The sequence below is a fragment of the Okibacterium sp. AC114 genome, from assembly GCF_979253355.1.
Window position 1 is genome coordinate 360,502 of record NZ_CEEDBR010000001.1, and the last position, 23,950, is coordinate 384,451.

Below are 23,950 nucleotides of genomic sequence, written 5' to 3' on the forward strand. Positions count from 1 at the left end.
CGCCGATCAGACGCGGCTGGCCGCGCGAACGCTGCCAGCTCAGGCATCCTTTCGGCGCGGGATCGCGGGCAGGTGCGAACCGGGAACGTCGTTCTCGTTCCACGTCTTGATGATCGCCCATGCCACGGCCGCGATGGGCACCGACAGGATGGCGCCGATGATGCCACCCAGGATGGTGCCGGCGGCCAGAGCGATCAGGATGACGAGCGGGTGCAGCTTGAGCGATTTGCCCATCACGATGGGCTGCAGGAAGTTGCCCTCGAGCTGGTTCACGCCGACGACGGCGACGACGACCCAGATGGCGGCCCAGAGGCCGTTGGTGACGAGTGCCACGAGGGCCGCGAGGATTCCGGCGACGGTAGCACCCACGATGGGGATGAACGCGCCGATGAAGACGATGACGGCCAGCGGGATGGCGAGCGGGATCTGCAGGATCGACAACACGATGCCGATGCCGACGGCGTCGACGAGGGCCACGATCGCGGTGCCACGCACATAACCGCCGAAGACCGACACCGAGCGGCTGCCGATGCGCTCGAAGCGCTGGTGGTTGTGCGGCGACAGCGGCTTGATGAGGAAGGCCCACATCTCGGGGCCGTCCTTGAGGAAGAAGAAGAGGACGACGACGCCCAGCGCGACGGCCGTGGCGATCTCGCCGACGACCGTGACGCCGGCGAGGGCACCGGAACCGAACTGGCTCGAGGTGAGGAAATCGGTGGCGGTCTTCTGCAGGTCTTGCAGATGCGCCTGATCGATGGGCAGGTTCGTCGTCTGCAACCAGTTCTGCACCTGGTTCACGCCGTCTTCCGCGCTCTTCACGAGCGACGGCCACTGATTCTGCACGGCGAAGACGATGAGCGTGATGACGCCGCCGATCACGACGATGGCGAGCACGAGCGCCACCCACGTGGCCACGATCGAGGGCACGCCGCGTTTGCGCATGAACGCGATGAGCGGGTGCAGCGCCGAGGCCAGGATCAACGCGATGATCACCGGGATGACGACGACCTTCAGGTTGATGAGGGCGAAGATCAGGGCGACGGCGAGCAGCAGGACAGCGATGATCTGGATGCTGCGGGTCGCCGTGCGACCGAGGTTGTCGGTCCACATGGTGCGCAGCCCCGGCTTGGGTTCGCTCGGAATGGGCGCGACGGGAACGCTCGGCTGCGCGCTCTTCACGGTCTTCTTGCGGATCATCGGGTCCTCGTTCATGCGTCGTGGCGTCGGCGTGCGGCGTCGGCCATCCTGGTCCGGTCACGGCCAGCCTATGCCGCGCGTGTCGTGGCGGCTCGAAAACGGGCGGGGGTTGCGCTCCCCGACAAACTCTCGGAGTCGACGGATAGTGGCGGCGTAGTGTGTCTCTACCGACGCACGATCCCTGGAACGGAGTAGTCAATGTACGATTACGATCCCTACGCCCGGCTCGACGAAGTGCCCTCGTTCACGCTCACGTCGAACGATGTCACCGACGGCGAACCGCTCGCCCTGGCCCAGTATGCGGCCGACTCGGGTGGCGAAGAGGTGTCGCCGCAACTCAGCTGGTCGGGTTTCCCCGCCGAGACCAAGAGCTTCGCCGTGACGGTCTATGACCCCGATGCCCCGACGGGTTCTGGTTTCTGGCACTGGGCCGTTTTCAACATCCCGGCCGACGTCACCGAGCTGCCCCGCGGAGCCGGCGCGCCGGACAGCGGCGCATTGCCCGAAACCGCCATCACGCTGCCCAACGAGCTGCGCCTGACGAGTTTCGCGGGCGCGGCCCCGCCCGAGGGCACGGGTGAGCACCGCTATTACGTGGTCGTGCACGCCGTCGACGTGCCCGAACTCGACATCGACCGCGAGTCGACGCCAGCCGTGCTGGGGTTCAACCTGCACTTCCACACGCTGGCGCGCGCCATCCTGGTCGGCACCGGTTCGTTCGGTCAGGGCAGCGGGGAGTAGTCGTGCCGCACGCAGTCATCGTCGACGCCGTGCGCACCCCCTCCGGCCGGGGAAAACCGGGCGGAGCGCTGTCACAGGTGCACCCCGTCGACCTGTTCGCGGGCACCCTGCGCGCCCTCGTCTCGCGCAACGATCTCGACCCGGCCCTGGTCGACGACGTGATCGGCGGATGCGTCACACAGTCGGGTCGGCAATCGGTCAACGTCACGCGCAACGCCGTGCTGGCCGCGGGTTTCCCCGTCGAGGTGCCCGCCACCACCATCGACCGGCAGTGCGGTTCGAGTCAGCAGGCCGTCGCGTTCGCCGCGCAGGGCGTCATCGCGGGCGCCTACGACATCGTGATCGCGGGCGGCGTCGAGTCCATGTCATCCACACCCATCGGCCAGGCGCAGGGCGGGGCGGATGCCTCGGGCCCCCTGTTGCACGAACGCTACCCCGACGGTCTCGTGCACCAGGGCATCTCGGCCGAGCTCGTCGCGGCGCGCTGGGGTTTCAGCCGCCGCCAGCTCGACGAGTACGCTGCGCGCTCGCACGAACGTGCCGCCCGGGCGCGGGACGCCGGCGGTTTCGACCGCGAGATCGTGCCCGTGCAGGTGCCGGGCGGCCCCCTCGTCGACCGCGACGAGACGGTGCGCGCCGCAACCACCGCCGACGGCCTCGCCTCCCTGCCCGCCGCCTTTCGCGACGCCCAGTTCTGCGCGCGCTTTCCCGAGATCCGCTGGAGCATCACGGCCGGCAATGCGTCGCCGCTCACCGACGGCGCCTCGGCCGTGCTCATCATGAGTGAGGAGGCCGCGGCCCGGCACGGATTCACGCCGCGCGCCCGCTTCCACGCCTCGCGTGTCGTCGGCAGCGATCCCATCGAGATGCTCACGGGCATCATTCCGGCCACGCGGCAGATCCTCGAGCGCACGGGGTTGTCCCTCGACGACATCGATGCCTTCGAGGTGAACGAGGCCTTCGCGCCCGTGCCCCTGGCGTGGCAGCAGGACCTCGGTGCCTCGGACGAGCGACTGAACCCCAAGGGCGGGGCGATCGCGCTCGGGCACCCGCTCGGCGCATCGGGCACCAAACTGCTCGCCACGCTGATCGGCCAGCTCGAGGACACGGGCGGTCGCTGGGGCTTGCAGACCATGTGCGAGGGCGGCGGCATGGCCAACGCCACCATCATCGAGAGGTTGTGAGCATGAGGTACGCGAAGATGTCGGCGATCGTCACGGGGGCCGCTTCCGGGCTCGGGCGTGCGACGGCGACGCGGCTCGCGGCGGCCGGCATGCACGTGGTGCTCGTCGACCTGCCGTCGTCTGAGGGCGCGGCCGTGGCGGAGGAGTTGCGCACGAATCGAGCCGGGTCCTCGGCGGCGGGCGGGGCGGATGTCGCGGCGGGCGGTTCCGGCGCAGGCTCGGCCTCTCCGGTAGCCGCCGCTCAGGCCGTCGCGCGCACCTCGCGTCGCCGCACCGACCGTCGCACCGACAAGCACCTGCCCCGCATCGAATTCGCGCCCGCCGACGTCACCGACGAGGAGCAGGTCGCGGCGGCCGTCGGGCTCGCCACCGAGCTGGCGCCGCTCCGCGTCGTCGTCAACTGCGCGGGCATCGCGACACCCGCCAAACTGCTCGGCAAGGATGGGCCGCTCGATCTCGCGGCGTTCGATCGGGTTCTGCGCGTCAACGTGCTGGGCACCGTGAACGTCACGCGTTTGGCGGCACAGGCGATGGCCGAAGACGCCGGGGCGCGGCGGGGATCCGCACGCGGAGCCGGAGCCGGAGCCGGAACGGCCTCAGCGACCCGCGGCGATGCCGTCCCCGACCGCGGCATCATCATCAACACGGCCTCCGTCGCCGCCTTCGACGGGCAGATCGGCCAACCCGCCTACGCCGCATCCAAGGGCGCCATCCACTCGCTCACGCTTCCGCTGGCCCGCGAACTCGCGCGCTACGGCATCCGGGTGAACACCATCGCGCCGGGCATCTTCGAGACGCCGCTCATGATGGGGCTGCCCGAACGAGCCCGGGCGTCACTCGGCGAACAGGTGCCCTACCCGCAGCGGCTCGGCCTGCCCGACGAGTTCGCGCAGCTCGTCGAGTCGATCGCCGAGAACGCCTATCTCAACGGCGAGACCATCCGCCTCGACGGCGCGATCCGCATGGCGCCGCGCTAGGTAGGCTGGAAGGGTCGACACCGCGGTCGCCCGCGGGCGGCACCGCTCCTCCCACGAAAGGCTTCACCCGATGTCTACGACCACCGTTCGCACCCATCCGAGCGACGACAACCTCGAGCGCTCCGAGCAGCTGGCCTGGAAGATCGCCCAGGTCGCCGTCGACGATGTGGCGGTGAGCGACGAGGTCACCGAGATGGTGATCAACCGCGTGATCGACAATGCCGCGGTGGCTGCGGCATCCCTCACGCGCTCGCCCGTCGTCTCGGCCCGGTCGCAGGCGCTCGCGCACCCCGTGTCGGTGGGCGGCCAGGGTGCCACCGTATTCGGCCCGGCGGCCTCGCGTCGCGTGTCGCCCGAGTGGGCCGCGTGGGCGAACGGCGTCGCGGTGCGTGAACTCGACTACCACGACACATTCCTCGCGGCCGAGTATTCGCACCCGGGCGACAACATTCCGCCCATCGTCGCCGTCGCGCAACACGTGGGTGCCACCGGCCACGACCTCGTGCGCGGCATCGCGACGGGTTACGAGATCCAGATCGACCTCGTGCGGGCCATCAGCCTGCACGCCCACAAGATCGACCACGTCGCGCACCTCGGCCCCTCGGCCGCCGCGGGCATCGGCACGCTGCTCGGCCTGCCCGCCGAGACGATCTTCCAGGCGGTCGGCCAGGCGCTGCACACCACCACGGCCACGCGCCAGTCGCGCAAGGGTGAGATCTCCACGTGGAAGGCGCACGCCCCCGCCTTCGCCGGCAAGATGGCCATCGAGGCCGTCGACCGGGCCATGCGCGGGCAGACGTCGCCCGTGCCCATCTACGAGGGCGAAGACGGTGTCATCGCCTGGATGCTGGGCGGGCCCGAGGCGTCCTACGAGGTGTGGCTGCCCGATGCGGGCGAGCAGAAGCGCAGCATCCTCGACAGCTACACGAAAGAACACTCCGCCGAATACCAGGCGCAGGCGCTCATCGACCTGGCCCGCCGCCTGCACGGCAGCCACCCCGAACTCGCCGACCCGGCCAACGTCGAGCGCATCGTCATCCACACGTCGCACCACACCCACAACGTGATCGGGTCGGGTGCGGGCGACCCGCAGAAGTACGACCCCCAGGCAACGCGCGAGACCCTCGACCATTCGGTGCCCTACATCTTCGCCGTCGCGCTGCAAGACGGCGCGTGGCACCACGTCGACTCCTACACGCCGGCCCGCGCCGCGCGCCCCGACACCGTCGAACTGTGGCACAAGATCACCACGGCCGAAGACCCCGAATGGACGCGCCGCTACCACTCGACCGACCCCGCCGAGAAGGCCTTCGGCGGCCGCGTCGAGATCGAGCTGACCGACGGCACGCGCATCGTCGACGAGATCGCCGTCGCCGACGCGCACCCCCTCGGCGCCCGCCCGTTCGGTCGCGCCGACTACATCGCCAAATTCCGGATGCTCGCCGCCCCCGTGCTCGAGGAGAGCGAGATCGAGCGCTTCCTCGCGCTCGCCGAGCGGCTGCCCGTTCTCACGGCCGACGAGGTGGGTCAGCTCACCATCCAGGCCGCCCCCGGCGTGCTCGCGTCGATCGAACCGCCGCACGGCCTCTTCTAAACGGCCCAGAAGGAGAACAATGCTCTACGCCACCACATCGCCCGCCGAGAAGCGCCGCCTGTTCCGCGAGCGACTCGCCACGGGTGAGCTGCTGCGGTTTCCCGGCGCCTTCAACCCCCTGACCGCCCGCCTGATCGAACGCAAAGGCTTCGACGGCGTCTACATCTCGGGCGCGGTTCTGAGCGCCGACCTCGGCCTGCCCGACATCGGGCTCACGACGCTGAGCGAGGTGGCCGGGCGCTCGAAACAGATCGCCCGCATGACCGAGCTGCCCGCCATCGTCGACGCCGACACCGGTTTCGGCGAGCCCATGAACGTGGCGCGCACCATCCAAGAGCTGGAAGATGCGGGCCTGGCCGGAACCCACATCGAAGACCAGGTCAACCCGAAACGCTGCGGACACCTCGACGGCAAACAGGTGGTCGACGAGCAGACGGCGCTCAAGCGCATCCGGGCCGCCGTCGATGCGCGCCGCGACCCCAACTTCCTCATCATGGCGCGCACCGACATCCGCGCCGTCGACGGTCTCGATGCCGCCATCGACCGCGCCAAAGCGTTGGTGGATGCCGGAGCCGACGCCATCTTCCCCGAGGCCATGCGCGACCTCGCCGAGTTCGAGGCCGTGCGCCGGGCCGTCGACGTGCCGATCCTCGCCAACATGACCGAGTTCGGCAAGAGTGAGCTGTTCACGACCGAGCAGCTCGCGTCGGTGGGCGTCAACATCGTCATCTGGCCCGTGTCGCTGCTGCGCATGGCCGTCGGCGCCGCCGAACGCGCGCTCGACACGCTCAACGACGTGGGCACGCTGTCGTCGCAGCTCGGCCAGATGCAGCATCGCGCCGACCTCTACGACCTCATCGACTATGAGGGCTACAACCATTTCGACAACTCGGTCTACACGTTCCGCATCGAAAAATAGCCGGCCGCCTCGCTTCTGGCCGCTGCACGCAGAAACGCCCGCCCCCGGATGCTCGGGGCGGGCGTTTCTGCGGTGTGCGGGTGCTGCTAGCTGCCGCAGGTGTAGGTCACGCCGTCCTCGACGAACGTGCCGTTACCGTGCTCGGCGCAGTATTCGACGACGTGCGCGATGGCGCCACCGATCGCGATGAAACCGATGATCACGAGGATCGTGACGATCGAACCCACGATGATGCCCGCGAGGGCGACGCCGTTCTTGCGGCCCGCCTTCTTGGACTGCACGAAGGCGACGATGCTGAGGATCAGGCCGATGATGGAGAGGGCGCCGAGGAACGACACCACGAGGCCGACGATACCGAGAACCTTGCCCGGGTAGGACGAGGACTGGACCTGGTTCTGGCCGGGGCCGGGGTAGCCGCCCTGCTGCGGGTACTGCGGAGCGTTGGGCTGGCCGCCGTACTGCTGGGGCTGCTGACCGTACTGGGGCTGCTGGCCGTACTGGGGCTGCTGGCCGTACTGCTCACCGTGCTGCCCCTGGCCGGGCTGGCCGTACTGGCCCTGGCCCTGCTGACCGCTCTGCGGGTAGGCGGGAGGCTGCGAATTGTGGCCCTCGTTCGAAGGCGTTCCGTTCGGGTCGTTCTGTGACATGGATTCCCCTTTCTGACTGTGACCTTAGCGTGCCGGGGCGTCGCGCGGTCGGAGCGCGGGGCCCCGACATCCGCCAACCTCTTCCGGGCGTCGGCGGGTAGCATGCAGGGGTGGGTGGGCATCCACCCGGTCGAATGCAAGGGAGCAGACATGGCCGAGCCCGATATCAAGAAGGGTTTGGCGGGGGTCGTCGTCGACTACACCGCCGTCTCGAAGGTGAATCCCGAGACGAATTCGCTGCTCTATCGGGGCTATCCCGTGCAGGAGCTGGCCGCGTCCTGCAGCGTCGAACAGGTCGCCTATCTGCTGTGGCACGGTGAGCTTCCCTCGCTCGAACAGCTGGCCGATTTCGAAGAGAGCGAGCGTACGCAGCGGGCCCTCGACAACCGCGTGCGGGCCGTCATCGACCTGCTGCCGACGAGCGCGCACCCCATGGATGTCGTGCGCACGGCCGTGAGTGCCATCGGGGCGACAGACGCGAGCGCCGAGGACCTGAGCGACGCCAACACGTTGCGCCAGGCCATCCGCCTGTTCGCTCAGCTGCCCGCCATCGTGGCCTATGACCAGCGCCGCCGGCGGGGCGACTCGCTGATCGAGCCGCGCGACGACCTCGGCTACACCGAGAACTTCCTCTTCATGACCTTCGGCGAGGTGCCGTCGCGCGAGATCGTCCACGCCTTCACGGTGTCGATGATCCTGTATGCCGAGCATTCCTTCAACGCGTCGACCTTCACGGCGCGCGTCGTCACGTCCACGCTCGCCGACCTCTACTCGGCGGTCACAGCCGCGGTCGGCGCACTCAAGGGCCCGCTGCACGGTGGTGCCAACGAGGCCGTCATGCACGTCTTCGACGAGATCGGGGATGCCGCATCCGCCCCGGCCTGGCTCGACGAGGCGCTCGCGGCCAAACGCAAGATCATGGGCTTCGGTCACCGGGTCTACAAGAACGGCGACTCGCGCGTGCCCACCATGCGAGCCTCCCTCGAGACGTTGGTCGAGGCGTCGGGGGAGCGCGACCTGATGGACCTCTACGAGACGCTCGAGACGGCCATGCAGGAACGCAAGAACATCAAGCCGAACCTCGACTACCCCTCGGGTCCGGCCTATCGCCTGATGGGTTTCGACACGGGCACGTTCACGCCGCTCTTCGTGGCCGCGCGCGTGGTCGGGTGGACGGCCCACATTCGCGAACAACTCGCGTCGAACGCCCTCATCCGCCCCCTGTCGGAGTACAACGGGCCCGACGAGCGGCACCTCTAGGGCTCGGCCCGGCATCATCATGGCCGCCTCAGACGCCGAACCGCTGTTTCTCGAACCGGGCACGCGTTTCGCGCCCGCCCACATCGTGCTCTGGGCCGGCAAGGACGCCGGTACGACGCTCGACGAGGCAATCGCGCGCGCGGATGTGCTCGTCAGCGCGCCGCACGCCGGTTCGCTCATCCCGGGCGAATTGCGAGAGTTTCTCGCGCCCGAATTCACTCGGCGGCTGCAATTCGATTTCACCGACCAGTCGACGAGTCCGGTGGTGCGCCGCTGGGCCGAGATCGACGAGAGCATCGTGGTGGTCGAGAATCCGCATCCGCGGCTGGTGCGCGACCCCAACCGTGCGCGCCCCGCCGACCTGCGCGCCTCCCTCGCCGAAGCGTTGGCGCGGGTGCGCGCCGCGGGGCCGTTCGAACGCGTCGATCTCACGGGCGTGGACGCCATCCGCCCCGTCACGTTCTCGTTCTTTCCACTGCTGCGGGTCTCGGCCGACGAGACCGAGGCCGAGATCGAGCGCCTGACGCGCGCCTTCGAGGACGCCGGCACCCGGGGCGTCGACGTCTATGAGCGCACCCGCGACGACCTGCTCGAACGTTTCGCCGCGCGCGCGATCGACGCGGGCACGCGCTTCACGACGCTGTCCTTCCACGACACCATGAATACGACGACGACGCGGGACGGTGCGGTGAACGTTCCGCGCGCCGAGGCCGACCGGTTGCCGGCCGTCGTGGCGCTCTCGAACCGGGGCGACGAGCGGGGGGAGCGGCGCGGTGAGGACGCCTCGATGGGTGTGACGATGCATCCCGACAGCGTCCGCGCACTGGCCGAAGCCCATCGCGCGGCCTTCGGGGTGCGGGCGGCGAGCGATGTCGCCCTGAACAAGCCCTATCTCGGCAGCCAGGAGATCATTCGCGCGGGGGCTCGTTTCGGCGATCTCGCCGAGGCCGCCTCGGCTACGGGCGCCCAACTGGATGCGGTGCAGGCCGAGTTCTTGCGCGAGTATCTGCTCGGCGAGGCCAACGCCGAGATCCTGCGTCGGCCGGGCGTCGGATGGGTCGAACCCGACCTCGACCACGTGGACCGGCTGGCGCACGCCTGTCGCGACGCCTGGGCTCGATACCGGCGGCTCTAGCCCGCGGCGGCTGCCCGCGCACGACGAAGGCGCTTCGACGCATCCGTCGTCATCCGCCCCACAGCACGCCGAACAGGGCCCCGAAGGCGATCGTCGTGACCGCGAGGATGAGCGTGGGTAGGAAGAACGCGTGATCGACGAGCTTGGTGCCGAGCCTCGTGCTGCCCGACACGTCGAAGTTGGCGGCGGCGATCTGCGAGCCATTGGTGGGCAGCAGATAGATGCCGGCAAAGGCTCCCGCCCACATGCCCGACAGCAGACCGAGCGGGATGCCGGCCGCCAGACCGATAGGCACGATCGTGCGGGTGGCGGTCGACTGGCTGGTCGTCAGCACGCACACGAGGAACACGCCCAGCGCGAAGATCGCCGGGACGGCCTGCACGAGCGATCCGACGCTGTTCGCGATCTCTTCGGTGTGGGCGCTCAGGAACGTGTCGGTCAGCCAGGCGAGCCCGAACAGTGCCACGGCCGACACCATGCCGGCGCGGAACACTGTCGTGGTGGGCACCTCGGACACGCGCGGACGCGAGACGAGCAGGATGATGGTGGCCGCCACGAACATGACGATCTCGATGATGGGCGTCATCGACACGGGTTCGCCCTCGCCGTCGAGAGGGCGCAGACCCTTGAACAGCCCGAACGCGACGATGGCGAGAACACCCGTGAAGAAGATGAGCGCGGCGTTGCGACCGGCCGGTGTGACCGTGACGGCCGGCTGCAGCGGCGCCGAACCGGGACCGCGCACGACGGCCGGCCCGGCGGCGGGGGTGACGCTGTGCGCGCCGACGGCCGCGATGCCCGTGGTCGGCGGGTTGTGGTCGGTCGACGCTCGAGGAGAGCCCGTGCTCGTGCCCGTTCCCGCGCCTGCGCCCGGTGCGGGGTTCGCGCCGACCTCGGGCGGGGGGATCGTGCCCGCCGCGATGCGCGCCTGGATCTCGGGGTCGTCGGCGATGTTCTTGCCGAGCCGCGCGACCACGAAACTCGATACCACGATGCCGAGGATGGCGGCCGGGATCGTCACCTTCAGGATGTCGATGAGCTCGAAGTCGTAGGGTGCGACATCCGTAAGCGTCACCATGGCGGCCATGGCCGCCGAAACGGGGCTGCACGCCAGCGCCACGCCCGTCGAGACGACCGCCAACGAGAGCGGGCGCGAGGGGCGGATGCCGTTGCGGTAGGACAGATCCTGGATGACGGGCAGCAGCGGGTAGAGGATGTTCGACGTGCCGGCACCCACCGAGAACAGGAAGGCCACGAGCGGAGCGACGAGCGTGATCTGCTTCGGGTTGCGGGCGATGAGCTTGGCGGCGACCGACACCATCCAGTCGATGCCACCCGCTACCTGCATGACCGACGAGGCGACGACGACCGAGATGACGATCAGGAGCGCATCGACGGGCGGCGAGCCGGGCGGCAGGCGGAAGACGAAGACGAGCACGGCCACGCCCGCGCCGCCCCACAGACCGAGGCCAACCCCCGACGATCGCGTGCCCATGACGATGGCGCCGAGCACCACGAGCAATTGCAGGATGAAGAGTGCGGTGTCCACGGCTGCCCCCAACCGGTCCGGGCGAAGCCGTCGGTGGTTTCGCCGCTACCTCAGAACATAGACCCGCGGCCGTTTCAACGCACCCGGTAGGTGGTCGAAACGGCCGCGTAATTCTGACCCGTCGTCAGGGGGACGAGGCTCGGTGCTGTGCTCGCTATTCGGCGGCGCGCGTCTCGGCGATGAAGGCCTCGAGCAGCTCGCGCCCTTCGTCGTCGGGGTGCTGGATGGCCGGCGACTTCATGAAGTAGGCCGATGCCGACTCGATGGGGCCGCCCTGGCCGGCGTCGAGCGCGAGCTTGGCGGCGCGGACGGCGTCGATGATGATGCCGGCCGAGTTGGGCGAATCCCACACCTCGAGCTTGTACTCGAGCGACACGGGGGCGTCGCCGAAGCCGCGGCCCTCGATGCGCACGTAGGCGAACTTGCGGTCGTCGAGCCACGGCACGTGGTCGCTCGGGCCGATGTGCACATCGTCGGCCGGCAGGTTCTCGACGATGTTGGAGGTCACGGCCTGCGTCTTCGAGATCTTCTTGGACTGCAGGCGGCGGCGCTCGAGCATGTTCTTGAAGTCCATGTTGCCGCCGACGTTGAGCTGGTAGGTGCGGTCGATCTTCAGGCCGCGGCTCTCGAACAGGCGGGCCATGACGCGGTGCGTGATGGTGGCGCCCAGCTGGCTCTTGATGTCGTCGCCGACGATGGGAACACCCGCGTCGACGAACTTCTGCGCCCACGCGGGGTCGCTGGCGATGAACACGGGGATGGCGTTGACGAAGGCGACACCCGCGTCGAGGGCGGCCTGCGCGTAGAACTTCGCGGCCTCTTCGGACCCGACGGGCAGGTAGCAGACGAGCACGTCGGCACCCGAATCGCGCAGCTCTTGCACCACGTCGACGGGCTCGGCCTCGGACTCGTCGACCAGCTCGCGGTAGTACTCGCCCAGGCCGTCGAGCGTGGGGCCGCGTTTGACGGCGACACCGGTGGTCGCGACATCGGCGAACTTCATGGTGTTGTTCTCGCTGGCCCAGATGGCCTCGGCGAGGTCGAGGCCGACCTTCTTGGCGTCGACGTCGAACGCGGCGACGAACTCGAGGTCGCGCACGTGATACTGCCCGAAACGGACGTGCATGAGGCCGGGGACGGTCTCGTCGTCTGCGGCGTTGGCGTAATAGGTGACGCCCTGGATGAGTGAGTTCGCACAGTTTCCGACGCCGGCGATTGCAACACGAATACCCATGTGGTTCTGATCCTTAAACGGCCGACTCTGCGGCCTGAACTCTCGTTAACGTTCTGTGATGCGGCTTCGTCGCCGACTTCCCACTCTAGAACAATGGGCTGGGTGCGGGCGGGCCGCCGGCGGGGCTTGTGGATAACTCCGTTGCGCCCTAGGCGGCGGCGAAGAGGTTGAGCGCCGCCCACTGCAACAGGATGACGGTCTTGCCGTCGGCGATGCGCCCGTCGGATGTCATGCGCAACGCCTCGTCGAACGGGATCGTGAGGGCCTCGATCTCTTCACCCTCGTCGGCGACACCGCCGCCCGGGCCCGTCACATCGGCCGACGTCCACGGCGCCACGAAGAAGTGCACGCGTTCCGTGACCGAACCGGGGCTCATGTACAGCTCGAAGACGGGCCGCACGGGTCCCACGGTCACGCCCAGCTCTTCGGCCACCTCGCGCCGGATCGCCGTCTCGGGCGAATCGCCGTCGAGCAGCCCGGCAGCCGTTTCGATGAGCATGCCGTCGGGGTGGTCGTTGACGTAGGCGGGGAAACGGAACTGCCGCGTCAGCAGAACCGTGCGCGCCTCGAGGTCATAGAGCAGGATGGTGGCACCATTACCGCGGTCGTAGGTTTCGCGTTGCTGGGTGGCCCAGGCTCCGTCGCGCCCGCGATAGTCGAGCGTCGTGCGGCGCAGCACGTGCCATCCATCCGAGACGACTTCGACGTTGCGCACGCGCACATCGGGGTTGCGGTCGAGGTCGGCGCCCGTCAGGTGCAGGCCCGTGCGACCGCGGCTGTCGGGCGTCAGCGCCCCGGGTGAGGGGGTGTCGGTGGATGCTGTCGCGGACTCGTCATTCGGGAAGGAAGCCATGCCGCCATCGTATGCGCGGGTCAGCGCACGAGGCGCAGCGTCTCGACGCTCGGCACGTGTTGGCGCTGCCCACCCGAGTGCACCACGTCGTCGCCGTCCACGCGCAGCTGGCTCTGGTGCGCGCCGAGCGCGGCCATGACGCGCGGATGCTGCGCCGCGAAGTCCCGGCGAAAGACGCGGGTCTGTGCAGCCGCGGCCGGCACCGGCACGGGTGCGTCGTTCGGTGTGGCAGCGCCGGAGTCGGCGGGGTCTGCTGCGACGAGGTCCGTCTCGGCCTCGGGCGCCGCGTCGAAGTGGAACGCCTCCGCCTCGGCGGGGCTCTCGACGACCTCGGCGAAGGGCAGTTCGAGCTGGCGGGCTGCCGCGAACCCGGCCTCACGCATCCGAACATGATCGGGGTGACCATAACCCCCGCGCTCGTCATAGCCGACCACGAGATCGGGCCGGATGCGGTCGAGGGCGGCAACCAGATCGGCCGTCACTTCGGCGAGGGGCGCGAGGCTCAAGGAGCGGGCGTCGGCGGTTCCGTCGGCTTCGGCGAAACCGTCGGCTCCCCAGCGCATGCCCGAGTCGAGGTAGCGCCGCGCGGGCAGTTCGGCGGCGCGGGCGCCCGATGCGCCGAGATAGACGTGGTGAACGGCGGCGCTGTCGCCGGCCAAAGCGCTGAGGGCTCGTTCGAGTTCTCGCTCACGTTCCTCGACGAGGGCGGGCGTTCCTTCGAGGGCCGAGAGGGGGCCGGGAACGACCTCGCCGCGTTCGCCGCGGCTTCCCGTGACGATGTGCACCTCGCATCCACTCTCGGTCAGCCAGGCGATCAGGTGGCCGGTCGCGAGCGTCTCGTCGTCGGGGTGGGCGTGCAAGAAAGCGACGCGGGTGGGGCGGATGCCGAGCAACTCGACGGGTTCTGAGGTCACCGGGCGATGTTACCCGAGGTCGACTGAGACGCCGCCGCCGTTACCGGAAGACGAGGCCGAGCAGCGGGTCGAGCAGCAGGGCGTAGGCCGACGCGACGACCGCAGCCGTGGCCGCGAGGAGGAGCGTGGGGCGCCAGGATCGCAGAAGCATGATGGCCGTGACCACGAGGAAGGCGAGGGCGCCGCTCGCGACGATCACCCAGGACCCCCAGCCGGCGGGCGTCGCGACGAAACCGTGCGCGGCATCGCCCAGGATGACGCCGCCGAGCACTCCCGCGGCAACCGCCACGATGCGCCGACTCTCGTGCCGGAGCAGGGCCGTCGCCGCACCCAGCACCGGCCCGGCGACGAGGCCGATGAGCGCCCACCGGATGCCCTGGTCGGGATAACCCCGAAGCGTCGACACGAGCGCGTAGCCCTGCGACATCGCGACGAAGACGAGCCCGCCCGTGATGGCCGAGCGCAACACGCCGCCGCGCGCCCACGCCACGAGCAGGATCAGGGGGATGCTCCATCCGGCCACCGAGTTGGCCAGCCAGTTGAGCGTGCCGGGCAACAGCTGCCCGAACGACGTGATGCCGCCGACCACGAGGCCGCCCGCGATGGCGACGGCCGAGAGGAGGAGTGCGCGGGAGAGGGGGCGAGGCCTGGTGAGACGGCCATCCTGCGGCGGTGTCGGTGTCGGTGGCAGTGTCGGCCTCGACGTAACGGGCGCTTCCTCCGCGCGCGCCCCAGGCTGGGTGACGTCTGCCGGCTCGACCGACGACGGCGTCTCGACCGTGCGCCGTGCCGGAGCTTCGGGGGCCTGATAGGTCAGGCTTCCGCGCGCGATGGTGGGGTGGGCCGTGGTCGGCGCTGCCACCGACGGAACGTGCGGAGTGAGGGAGGTCATCCTCCCAGTCAAGTCAGGATGCGGCCCGCGCACATCGGCCCTGCGGCGCATGCGCATAGACCTGAGGATGTATTCGACTCAGAGGAGTGAGCGGTAGATGTCGCCGATGCGGTGGGCGACGGCATCCCAGCGGAATGGGGCGGCGTGGGCGAGGGCTCGGGACTGCAGGCGGGCGCGACCGGCGGCATCGTGCGCCTCGGCGAGGACCGCGTCGAGGGCGGCCGCCCACGATTCGGCACTGCGGTCGTCGAGCAGGATGCCGTTGTCGCCGACGGCTTCGGGCAGGCCGCCGACGCGCGACGCGATGACCGGGATGCCGCTGGCCGCCGCCTCGAGCGCCACGAGTCCGAATGTCTCGGAGTGTGAGGGGATGAGGAGGGCCGAGGCCCGGCGCAGCGTCTCGGCGAGTCGGTCGCGCTCGAGCGGCCCCACGAAGAGGACGTCGGCGTCGCGGGCAGGGTCGGCGTCGCGAGCTGGCGCTGAGCCGGGAGCCGGTTCGACATCGGAGCCGGCCGCCGCATCGGGCCCGTCACCCGTCGTGTGAGCAGCGATGAGGTGGTCGAGCGCATCGTCGCCGCGTGCTGAGCGCAGCCCCGATTTCTCGATGAGTTCGTGCAATGCCGCGACGTAGGCGGCGTGGCTGGCCGTGGCGTCGCCGGCGAGGATGAGCTGCGGCCGGCGATCCCGGGGGAGTGCCGCGATCGCTCGAATGGCGAGGTCTTGTCCCTTCAACGGCTGGACGCGCGCCGCTACGACGACCGTTGGACGGCGCATATTCGTGTCACGACTCGCTTCGTCCTCGTGCTCGCCCGCGGCGGGCGGCCGGAAGAGTTGCGTGTCGACCCCGGGCAGAACCACGCGCACGCGCTCGCGCTGGGCGCTCGCGAGGCGAACGGCCGCGTCGGCTTCGGCCTGGGAAACGGCAATCACGGCGCCGGCGGCGGCGAGGAGCGCTCGCTCGGCCGCAACGCGAGCCTCAGGCTCCGGGGTGTCGCCGCCGGCCAGGAGCTCGTTCTTCAGTGCCGCGAGCGTGTGCAGCGTGACGAGGTGCGGGGCCCCGGATGCCGCGGCCAGCCGCTCGCCGACCAGCCCAGACAGCCAGTAGTGCGAGTGCACGAGATCGTACGGGCCCGCGTCGATGGCGCTCGCCGTGAACGCATCGATGAGCCCGGGCAGGTCTTCCTTCGCCACGGGTTCAGCGGGCCCGGCGTCGAGGAACAGGACGCGGGCGCCGCCCGGCGTGGTGACGGGACGTTGGTCGGCGGCCGTGCGACGGGTCAGGACATCCACCTCGAATCCGTCGGCGACGAGACCATCGGCCAACGCGCGGAGATAGACGTTCATGCCGCCCGCATCGCCCGATCCGGCGGTGGCCAGGGGGGACGTGTGCAGGGAGACGAGGGCAACGCGGGGGCGAGGGGCCGAGACCACGCCTAGCCCACCTCGATGCAGCGCACCCCGGGCAGCTCGCCGAAGTGCGCGGCGCGATCGGTGGTCAGCAGGGTGCGCCGCGTCACCGAGGCGGTCGCGGCGATCATCAGGTCGTGCGCGCCACGTTTCTTCCCGGCGCGGCGCGTGTGGGCGAGCAGCTGCGCATGGGTTTCGGCCACGTCGTCGTCGTAGTCCTCGATGGGGATCTCGCGGATGATCGATTCGACGAACCGCTCGCGCCGCGGACGCCGCTCGTCGGTCGCGAGCTCGACGCCGAACAGGAGCTCGGCAACGGTTACTGCGGCGATCACGAGGTCGTCATCCTCGGCGACGACCCCATCGAGGAACGACCCGTCGCGTTCGGCCTGCACGAGCACGCCCGTATCGATGATCAGTCGGCGGGCCATGCGTCACTCTCCTCGGCCAGGACCTCGTCGACCGACGCGACGTCGGCGGCGAAATCGGGGTCGACGTGGTGATCTTTCAGCAGGGCGAGGAAGGCTCCGCCGTTGCTCGAGGATGCCGGACCGATCGTGGCGATTCGCCGGCCGCCACGAGTGATGACGATCGTCTCGCCGTGCTCGGCATCGTCGAGCACGGCGGCGAACGACCGACTGGCCTCGGTTGCGCTGAGCATGTGCATGGAATCAGATTATCTGATTCATGTCCTTTACGCCAGGCGCTTCTCCGGGGACTTCGTCTGCGACGGGTCGGTTTCGGGCAGCGAACCGAGCGCCTCGTCGACGGCCTTCTTGACGTCGGCGTCGAGCTTCACGCCCGATGCTGCGGCGTTCGACTCGATCTGCTCGGGGCGCGACGCTCCGACGATGGCTCCCGCGACGTTGTCGTTCGAGAGCACCCATGCCACGGCGAGTTGCGCCATCGTGATGCCCAGGTCATCCGCCACGGGTTGAAGCTTCTGCACGGCCGTCAGTGTCTCGTCGTTGAGGAAGCGCTTGATCATGTCGGCGCCGCCCTTCTCGTCGGTGGCGCGGCTGCCCTCCGGCAGGTCGGCTCCGGGCTTGTACTTGCCGGTCAGCACGCCCTGGGCGATGGGCGACCACACGATCTGCGAAATGCCGAGCTCGGCCGAGGTGGGCACGACCTCCTCCTCGATCACGCGCCACAGCATCGAGTACTGCGGCTGGTTCGAGATGAGCTGGATGCCGAGATCGGTGGCGAGTTCGTGGCCGGCGCGCAGCTGCTCGGCGTTCCACTCGGACACGCCGATGTAGAGCGCCTTGCCCTGGCGGACGACATCCGCGAACGCCTGCATGGTCTCTTCGAGCGGGGTCTCGTGGTCGAAACGGTGCGCCTGGTAGAGGTCGACGTAGTCGGTGCCGAGGCGCTCGAGCGAGGCGTCGATCGACTCGAGGATGTGCTTGCGCGACAGGCCCGTGTCGTTGGGGCCCTTGGGCCCGGTCGGGAAGTACACCTTGGTGAAGATCTCGAGGGATGCTCGGCGCTCGTCTTTCAGCGCCTCGCCGAGCACGGTCTCGGCCGCACCGTTGGCGTAGGTGTCCGCGGTGTCGAACGTGGTGATGCCGGCATCCAGAGCGGCCCGCACGCATTTGAGCGAGGTCTCGTTCTCGACCTGCGACCCGTGGGTGAGCCAGTTTCCATAGATGATTTCAGAGATCTTGAGGCCGCTGCGGCCGAGGTAACGGAATTCCATGTCCCCATCCTTCTCCTCACGGCGGGACCGGCACAGGGGTTGCGCGAACGGGCCCGGCGCGCGACAGGGCGAGCGGTGCGCCGCATCCGGCAACACGAATGCCCCGGGCCCGCACACGAAGTGGGAGCCCGAGGCATTCGGGAGAACCGAGGCCGATCGCCTCAGCGGGGTGACTAGGCCGAGGCGGCGATCGTGGCCGTGTCGATCACGAAGCGGTAGCGCACATCGCTCTTCACGACGCGGTCATAGGCCTCGTCGACCTGGTCGGCCGAGATGACCTCGACCGTGGCGCCGATGCCGTGCTCGGCGCAGAAGTCGAGCATCTCCTGCGTCTCGCGGATGCCGCCGATGTTGGAGCCGGCGAGGCTGCGGCGCCCGCCGATGAGCGAGAACGCGCGGAACGACTGCGGCTTCTCGGGCGCGCCCACGAAGACCATCGAGCCGTTCAGGGCCAGCGTGGAGAGGTAGGCGTCGACATCGATATCGGCCGAGACCGTGTTGATGATGAGGTCGAACTCGCCGCGCAGCTTCTTGAAGGTCTCGGCGTCTTTCGTGGCGTAGTAGTGGTGCGCACCGAACGCCTTGCCGTCCTCCTCCTTCGAGAGCGACTGGCTGAGCACGGTGACCTCGGCGCCCAGGGCCGCCGCGATCTTCACGCCCATGTGGCCGAGGCCGCCCATGCCGACGATGGCGACCTTCTTGCCGGGGCCGGCGCCCCAGTGCTTGAGGGGCGAGTAGGTGGTGATGCCCGCGCACAGTAGCGGTGCCGCGATGTCGAGGTCGATGCCCTCGGGAATGCCGAGCACGTAGTTCTCGTCGACCACAACGGTGTCGCTGTAGCCGCCGTAGGTCTCTTCGCCCGAGTACTGGCGGCCGTTGTAGGTGGCCACGTTGCCCTTCGTGCAGAACTGCTCTTCGCCGGCCTTGCAGTTCTCGCACTCGCGGCACGAGTCGACGAAGCATCCGACGCCCACGCGGTCGCCGACCTTGTATTTGGTCACGCCCGAGCCGACCTCGGTGACGATGCCGGCGATCTCGTGGCCGGGGACCATCGGGAAGATGGCCTTGCCCCATTCTTCGCGGGCCTGGTGGATGTCGCTGTGGCAGATGCCCGCGAACTTGATGTCGATGACGACGTCGTGTTCGAGCGGGTCGCGGCGTTCGATGGTGCCGAATTCGAAGGGAGCCTCGGCGTTGGGCTTCTTGATTGCGTTGATTGTGGTCGTCATGAGGATCCTCACTAAGTCGACGGTCACCCGCTAGCCGGGGGCCCAGCCACTGGCGATGTGCGGCCGGCCGTGCAGGGTGGGGGAGTGTGGCGATGTGCCTTGGTCAGGATACTCGCGCATTCTGTGGCATCCGCTCAAGGGGTGGGGGCCTTGCGCTCGGGCCGATTGTGGGTTCGGCACAGACATGCAGAGGCGCGGATGCCGCGGGCGTAGCATCCCTCGAATGCATCTCTTCTTCCGCACCCTGTTCACGTTCCTGCGGTCGCACCGGGGACTGCGCCGGGGTCGCACGATCGGCCACTACGACGTGGGGCACCTGCGTGTGCGCACCCTGCCCACCGATCTCGACGTCATCGGCCACATGAACAACGGCGTGTACCTGTCGATCTTCGACCTGGGCCGCTACGACCTGCTGGTGCGGTCGGGGTTGTGGGCCGAATTCTCGAAACGCGGGTGGTATCCGGTGGTGTCGAGCGAGACCATCACGTTTCGGCGGTCGCTGCGGTTGTGGCAACCGTTCGTGATCGAGTCGCGCGTCATCGGCTACGACCACAAGGCCATCTTCATCGAGCACCGCGTGGTGGTCGACGGCGAGATCTATACGCAGGCGTTCGTGCGCGGGCGGCTGAAGAAGAAGTCAGGCGGCACGGTGTCGAACGCCGAACTGCACGAGGTCATCGGCGAGCCACCCGCGGGCCTCGAGGTGCCCGAATTCCTGCTGCAGTGGGGTTCGGATGTCGCGCTGCCGAACACGCACACCCCCGCACCGAGCGTATGGTCGAAGAGGTAAGACGCGCGGCGATCCCGCGCTGAACAGAAGGAACCCCATGACTGATACCTCCTCCCGCAACCCGGCAGAGGACGTGCTGGCCTCGCAGGCATTCAGCGTGTTCATCGGCGCCGAGATGACCGACTTCGGCGACGGCAACGCGTCGATGGCCATCGACATCCTGCCGCACCATCTGCAGCAGAACGGCTATGTGCACGGTGGTGTGATCGCCTATCTGGCCGACAACACGGCCACGTTCGCGGGCGCGACGGTGCTCGGGCCGCGCGTTGTCACGTCGGCTTTGACCATCACGTATTTGCGACCCGGCATCGGCGACAAGCTGGTGGCGCGCGCCCACGTCGTCGACTCCACGCGGCGCCAGGCGGTCGTGCACGTCGACGTGTTCGCGGCGACCACGGCGGCTCCGGCATCCGCTGAAGCTGGCGAGATCGATGCGGCCGCTGCTGCCCCCGCGCCGACCGAACGACGATGTGCATCGGCGCAGGCCACGATCGTCATGCTGCCCGAAGGGCGATAGGCAAGGGGTTCTCCGCAGGACATCGCGGGTGCATAGTGAAGGTGTGCGGTGCCGTGTGGCCCGCGCATCTGCACCCTCGCAACGACGCGCAGGAGGACAGCACGATGGATGACGATCGGGCCGATGTCGGTCTCGCGGCTCGGCGTGCGCACCTGCAGGCGTTGGTGTTCGGCACGGCCGGTGTGAGCGCGACCGAATCCGAGCGCGAGCGTGCCGCCGAGGAGCTGCGACGCATCGACGCCCAGCTCGCCGGCACCCGTCCACTCGAGTCATCCCGGCCCGAGTCGGCGGGGAGTGACGCGACCTGGCTGGCCGCGGTCGCCGAGGCGAAACTCGCGACCTGGACGGCGCGATCGGAGGCCGCGGAACGACACGCCGCCGACCTGCGCGCCCGCCGGGCGGAGGAAGCATCCGCCCCTCTGACCGGCGACTTCCAGTTCGCACCCTTCTCGAGCGATGACGGCGGCCCGAGCGACCAGGACGATGAGGTCGGGACCGATCGGGCGAACCGATCGCGTCGTTTTCAGGAAGCCCGCGCTCGTCTCACACCGCTGACCGTGGCGCTCGCCTGCGGTGTCGTCCTCGTCGCGACCGGAGTCGGGTTCGGCGTCGGCGCGAACGTGGCGAGCGATCGGGGTCAGGAGGGGAACGGCATCCGGGCCTCTGCCGGCGCCTCGGATCTCGCCACGCCCGACGCCGACGACGATGCCGCCGATTGGCGCGCGCTCGCCTCGCAGCAGGCGCTCGCCGAGTTCAGCCGCAACCAACTGTCGGGCGATCTGCCGCCCGACACCGTGAGCGACGATCACTTTCGAGCGGACTCGTTCCGCCTGCTGCTGACCGGATCGATCGCCGACTGGACGGGCCGGGTCTATGCGGCGAAAGACATCGAGGGCGAGATCTGCGTCGTTCTCGTGCAACCCGATTCGAGCTACTCGGCCGGATGCGCGACGCCCGACCAGTTTGCGCGAGGCGGCGTGCAGGTGACGACGAACGTGAGCATCACCATCCGTGCCGATGAGGATGGCTCGGAATCAACGATCACGGGCGTGACGGCCACGTGGCCGGCGAACGGTATGACGGGTCTGCGGTTCTCGTCGGCGCGCTCGGCGGGCTGATGCCGGACCGGACCGGCGCCTCTTCGACGGGCGCGACCCGACCCGGCCGAATGTCAGTGGTCACGACGTAGGGTGTCCTCATCATGTTCGACACCCTCGCCGCCGACTGCGTGCGCACCGTCTACACGCCGACCGAACCGGTCGCGCTGCTCGACGCCGTGTGGCTCATGGCGCGCGGGGGAGACGGGCCCTGTTTTCGTCGCATTCCCGGCGGCGTCTGGCTCACGATGCGCACGCCCCACGGGCCCGCCTCCCTGCGGTTGACGCAGGGCGCCAGGGGCACCTCCGGGGTGGCGCAGATCGACGCGGCCGCATGGGGTCCCGGCGCCGAGTGGGCCATCGACGGCGTGCCCGAATTGCTTGGCCGCGACGACGACTGGTCGGCCCTCGACGTGTCGGCCAGCCCACTGCTCAGCGAGGTGCGCCGCCGCAACCCCGGCCTGCGCATCGGGCGCAACCGGCTGGTCTTCGAAATGTTCGTGCCCGCCGTGATGGAACAGAAGGTGACGGCGTTCGAGGCCTGGCGCGCCTGGCGCCTGTTGGTGCGCCGCTACGGTGAGCCCGCGCCCGGCCCCGTTCCTGCGGGGATGATGGTCGCACCGAGCGCCGAGGGGTGGCGCCTGATCCCCAGTTGGGACTGGCACAAGGCGGGGGTCGGGCCGCAGCGCTCGCAGACCGTCGTGCGGTCGGCGCGTCTCGCCGAAGCACTGGAACGCACGCTCGACACCGACCATGCCGAGGCCGAGCGCCGACTCATGAGCCTGCCGGGCGTCGGCGTCTGGACGGCCGCCGAGGTCACGCTGCGCGCCCATGGCAACCCCGATGCGGTCAGTGTGGGCGATTATCACCTGGCGTCGACGGTCGGCGTGGCCCTCACGGGTTCACCGGTCGACGACGACGGCATGCTCGAGCTGCTCGAGCCCTGGCGCGGGCATCGTCAGCGCGTACTCCGCCTCATCCTGCGGAGCGGCATCCACAAGGAGCGCCACGGCCCGAAGATGACTGTGCAAGACCACCGCGGGCACTAGGCCGCGGGCGGCGGCCGTCGGCAGCCCTCAGCCGACCACGATCAGGTCGTTGGGGTTATCGGCCAGCACGCGCACCGAGAGTTGCGAGCCCGGTTTCCATGACCCGAGGGACGCATCAGCGATGAGCTGGCGGTGCAGAAATTGGTAGGGCTCGCGGTCGGGCAGTTCGACGCTCAGCAGGAGGTCGTAGACGCGAGCGCCGTCGAGATCGGGTCCGGACGGTGTCAGGCGGGCGACGGTTGCGGTGCCGCGCAGCGCGGGATCGCGGGGAACCTCATCGGCGTCCTGACCCGAGCGGATGGGGGCATGCGGGGTGTCGGCGGGCGGGATGTCGGGCGAGAGCGCGGCCGTGCGGGGATCGATGTCCTCGGCCGGCTGCTCCGGCGAGGTCTCGGGGGGCTGCGGGGAATCGACGCGCCGTGCAGCAGCGTTTCGGCGCGAGTTTTTTCGGCGCGAGAACCGACGAAAAATCTGCATACCTTTTCAGCCTTCTTCCGACGGACGCGGTCGGGGCACCGGAGCCGTCTGGGCATAACCGTAGTGGCACGCGCCGAGCGGCGTCGAGGGGTTGCGAGCGGCAGTCACATAACCGTGGCGCGTGGCGACGGCATCCCGCTAGGCTCGCCGCATGAGCACCCAGAGCAGACAGAGCCCCCGCGACGCAGAGACGCTCGACGTCTATACCGGTAAAGAGGGCATGTGGGGGCTTCTGGCCGGCGTCGTCACAGGCGTTCTCATCGCTCTTCCGCTCTCGGCCTCGTTCGCGTTCGCCACGCACCCCTTCAGTCAGCGGCTCTTCGGCGGCGAACTCGCCGACGCCTCGCGCGCCGGGTTCTCGGCGTTCTGGTGGCTGCTCACACTGCTGTTCGCGGCGCTGCCGTTCGTCGTCGGTTTCGGTGTGGCCCGGCTGCACGGGCGGTCGCTGGCGATTCTCGCGGGCGCGGTGGCCGTGCTCGTGATCGTGCTCGTGGTGCTCGGGCAGTTGTACGTCTTCTAGGGGCGCAACACTCCCCAGCCGAAAAGCTGCCGACAGGCCCGACATTCCGGGGCGTGCCGCCCCGGACCT

At 69.2% G+C, this 23,950-nt stretch carries 25 protein-coding genes; 12 read left to right on the top strand and 13 right to left on the bottom strand.

The genetic code is table 11. The annotated features are described in order from the left end of the window. Positions 1-39 precede the first annotated feature (39 nt). Positions 40-1,197, bottom strand: a complete 1,158-nt coding sequence (locus ACZ6IE_RS01760) for an AI-2E family transporter (RefSeq protein ID WP_464606503.1) — start codon at positions 1,195-1,197, stop codon at positions 40-42. A gap of 198 nt (positions 1,198-1,395) precedes the next feature. Here ACZ6IE_RS01760 and ACZ6IE_RS01765 point away from each other — a divergent pair, with 198 nt between their 5' ends. The 5 genes from ACZ6IE_RS01765 (at position 1,396) to prpB (ending at position 6,612) form a co-directional block, all read left to right on the top strand. Continuing rightward, positions 1,396-1,938, top strand: a complete 543-nt coding sequence (locus ACZ6IE_RS01765) for a YbhB/YbcL family Raf kinase inhibitor-like protein (protein WP_464606504.1) — start codon at positions 1,396-1,398, stop codon at positions 1,936-1,938. Between the two features lie 2 nt (positions 1,939-1,940). Further along, the gene (locus ACZ6IE_RS01770; RefSeq protein ID WP_464606505.1) at positions 1,941-3,122 is read left to right on the top strand and encodes a thiolase family protein; all 1,182 of its coding nucleotides are present in this window, start codon (positions 1,941-1,943) and stop codon (positions 3,120-3,122) included. A 2-nt stretch (positions 3,123-3,124) separates the two neighbouring features. Further along, complete coding sequence (locus tag ACZ6IE_RS01775) at positions 3,125-4,099, top strand: SDR family NAD(P)-dependent oxidoreductase (protein ID WP_464606506.1); 975 nt, start codon at positions 3,125-3,127, stop codon at positions 4,097-4,099. A gap of 70 nt (positions 4,100-4,169) precedes the next feature. Then, a complete protein-coding gene (locus tag ACZ6IE_RS01780) occupies positions 4,170-5,693 on the top strand; it encodes an MmgE/PrpD family protein (protein WP_464606507.1) in 1,524 nt (507 codons plus the stop codon). A 19-nt stretch (positions 5,694-5,712) separates the two neighbouring features. Next, positions 5,713-6,612 carry a methylisocitrate lyase gene (gene prpB, locus ACZ6IE_RS01785; protein ID WP_464606508.1) on the top strand — a complete coding sequence of 300 codons (900 nt, stop codon included), beginning with the start codon at positions 5,713-5,715 and terminating at the stop codon, positions 6,610-6,612. Between the two features lie 86 nt (positions 6,613-6,698). Here the strand turns inward: prpB and ACZ6IE_RS01790 are convergent, their stop codons facing one another. Further along, positions 6,699-7,259, bottom strand: coding sequence for a DUF4190 domain-containing protein (locus ACZ6IE_RS01790; RefSeq protein WP_464606509.1), 561 nt, complete (start codon positions 7,257-7,259; stop codon positions 6,699-6,701). A 150-nt stretch (positions 7,260-7,409) separates the two neighbouring features. On the opposite strand from ACZ6IE_RS01790, the gene ACZ6IE_RS01795 reads away from it, so the two are divergent. Both ACZ6IE_RS01795 and ACZ6IE_RS01800 read left to right on the top strand, forming a co-directional pair. Further along, a complete protein-coding gene (locus ACZ6IE_RS01795) occupies positions 7,410-8,519 on the top strand; it encodes a bifunctional 2-methylcitrate synthase/citrate synthase (RefSeq protein ID WP_464606510.1) in 1,110 nt (369 codons plus the stop codon). Positions 8,520-8,538: 19 nt separating this feature from the next. Continuing rightward, complete coding sequence (locus ACZ6IE_RS01800) at positions 8,539-9,654, top strand: N-formylglutamate amidohydrolase (protein ID WP_464606511.1); 1,116 nt, start codon at positions 8,539-8,541, stop codon at positions 9,652-9,654. Positions 9,655-9,703: 49 nt separating this feature from the next. Here ACZ6IE_RS01800 and ACZ6IE_RS01805 read toward each other — a convergent pair whose 3' ends face one another. From ACZ6IE_RS01805 to ACZ6IE_RS01850, 10 genes are all read right to left on the bottom strand, one after another. Continuing rightward, positions 9,704-11,203, bottom strand: coding sequence for an anaerobic C4-dicarboxylate transporter family protein (locus ACZ6IE_RS01805; RefSeq protein ID WP_464606512.1), 1,500 nt, complete (start codon positions 11,201-11,203; stop codon positions 9,704-9,706). Between the two features lie 154 nt (positions 11,204-11,357). Then, complete coding sequence (locus ACZ6IE_RS01810) at positions 11,358-12,437, bottom strand: inositol-3-phosphate synthase (protein ID WP_464606513.1); 1,080 nt, start codon at positions 12,435-12,437, stop codon at positions 11,358-11,360. Between the two features lie 148 nt (positions 12,438-12,585). Continuing rightward, positions 12,586-13,290, bottom strand: a complete 705-nt coding sequence (locus tag ACZ6IE_RS01815; RefSeq protein WP_464606514.1) for an NUDIX domain-containing protein — start codon at positions 13,288-13,290, stop codon at positions 12,586-12,588. A 20-nt stretch (positions 13,291-13,310) separates the two neighbouring features. Next, entirely contained in the window at positions 13,311-14,204 is an 894-nt protein-coding gene (locus ACZ6IE_RS01820) for a PIG-L family deacetylase (protein ID WP_464606515.1), read from the bottom strand. A gap of 40 nt (positions 14,205-14,244) precedes the next feature. Then, on the bottom strand, positions 14,245-15,096 hold the full coding sequence (locus ACZ6IE_RS01825) for a DUF6518 family protein (protein ID WP_464606516.1): 852 nt from the start codon (positions 15,094-15,096) through the stop codon (positions 14,245-14,247). 78 nt (positions 15,097-15,174) lie between these two features. Then, positions 15,175-16,527 (bottom strand): glycosyltransferase, encoded by a 1,353-nt coding sequence (locus tag ACZ6IE_RS01830; protein WP_464606517.1) that lies wholly within the window; start codon positions 16,525-16,527, stop codon positions 15,175-15,177. A gap of 2 nt (positions 16,528-16,529) precedes the next feature. Continuing rightward, complete coding sequence (locus ACZ6IE_RS01835) at positions 16,530-16,934, bottom strand: PIN domain-containing protein (RefSeq protein ID WP_464606518.1); 405 nt, start codon at positions 16,932-16,934, stop codon at positions 16,530-16,532. Next, on the bottom strand, positions 16,919-17,170 hold the full coding sequence (locus ACZ6IE_RS01840) for a type II toxin-antitoxin system Phd/YefM family antitoxin (protein ID WP_464606519.1): 252 nt from the start codon (positions 17,168-17,170) through the stop codon (positions 16,919-16,921). Before ACZ6IE_RS01840 ends, ACZ6IE_RS01835 begins: the two co-directional genes overlap by 16 nt. Before the next feature lie 27 nt (positions 17,171-17,197). After that, a complete protein-coding gene (locus tag ACZ6IE_RS01845) occupies positions 17,198-18,202 on the bottom strand; it encodes an aldo/keto reductase family protein (protein ID WP_464606520.1) in 1,005 nt (334 codons plus the stop codon). A 173-nt stretch (positions 18,203-18,375) separates the two neighbouring features. Further along, positions 18,376-19,431, bottom strand: a complete 1,056-nt coding sequence (locus ACZ6IE_RS01850; protein ID WP_464606521.1) for an NAD(P)-dependent alcohol dehydrogenase — start codon at positions 19,429-19,431, stop codon at positions 18,376-18,378. A gap of 223 nt (positions 19,432-19,654) precedes the next feature. Between ACZ6IE_RS01850 and ACZ6IE_RS01855 the strand changes: the two genes are divergently transcribed. The 4 genes from ACZ6IE_RS01855 to ACZ6IE_RS01870 all read left to right on the top strand — a co-directional run bounded on the left by ACZ6IE_RS01855 (position 19,655) and on the right by ACZ6IE_RS01870 (position 22,884). Then, positions 19,655-20,221, top strand: a complete 567-nt coding sequence (locus ACZ6IE_RS01855; protein ID WP_464606522.1) for an acyl-CoA thioesterase — start codon at positions 19,655-19,657, stop codon at positions 20,219-20,221. 37 nt (positions 20,222-20,258) lie between these two features. Continuing rightward, on the top strand, positions 20,259-20,738 hold the full coding sequence (locus ACZ6IE_RS01860) for a PaaI family thioesterase (protein ID WP_464606523.1): 480 nt from the start codon (positions 20,259-20,261) through the stop codon (positions 20,736-20,738). Positions 20,739-20,842: 104 nt separating this feature from the next. Then, entirely contained in the window at positions 20,843-21,856 is a 1,014-nt protein-coding gene (locus ACZ6IE_RS01865) for a hypothetical protein (RefSeq protein ID WP_464606524.1), read from the top strand. 83 nt (positions 21,857-21,939) lie between these two features. Further along, positions 21,940-22,884, top strand: coding sequence for a DNA-3-methyladenine glycosylase family protein (locus ACZ6IE_RS01870; RefSeq protein ID WP_464606525.1), 945 nt, complete (start codon positions 21,940-21,942; stop codon positions 22,882-22,884). Positions 22,885-22,911: 27 nt separating this feature from the next. Here the strand turns inward: ACZ6IE_RS01870 and ACZ6IE_RS01875 are convergent, their stop codons facing one another. Continuing rightward, a complete protein-coding gene (locus ACZ6IE_RS01875; RefSeq protein WP_464606526.1) occupies positions 22,912-23,361 on the bottom strand; it encodes a hypothetical protein in 450 nt (149 codons plus the stop codon). 151 nt (positions 23,362-23,512) lie between these two features. On the opposite strand from ACZ6IE_RS01875, the gene ACZ6IE_RS01880 reads away from it, so the two are divergent. Further along, positions 23,513-23,881 (top strand): hypothetical protein, encoded by a 369-nt coding sequence (locus ACZ6IE_RS01880; protein ID WP_464606527.1) that lies wholly within the window; start codon positions 23,513-23,515, stop codon positions 23,879-23,881. The last annotated feature ends 69 nt before the right edge of the window (positions 23,882-23,950 follow it).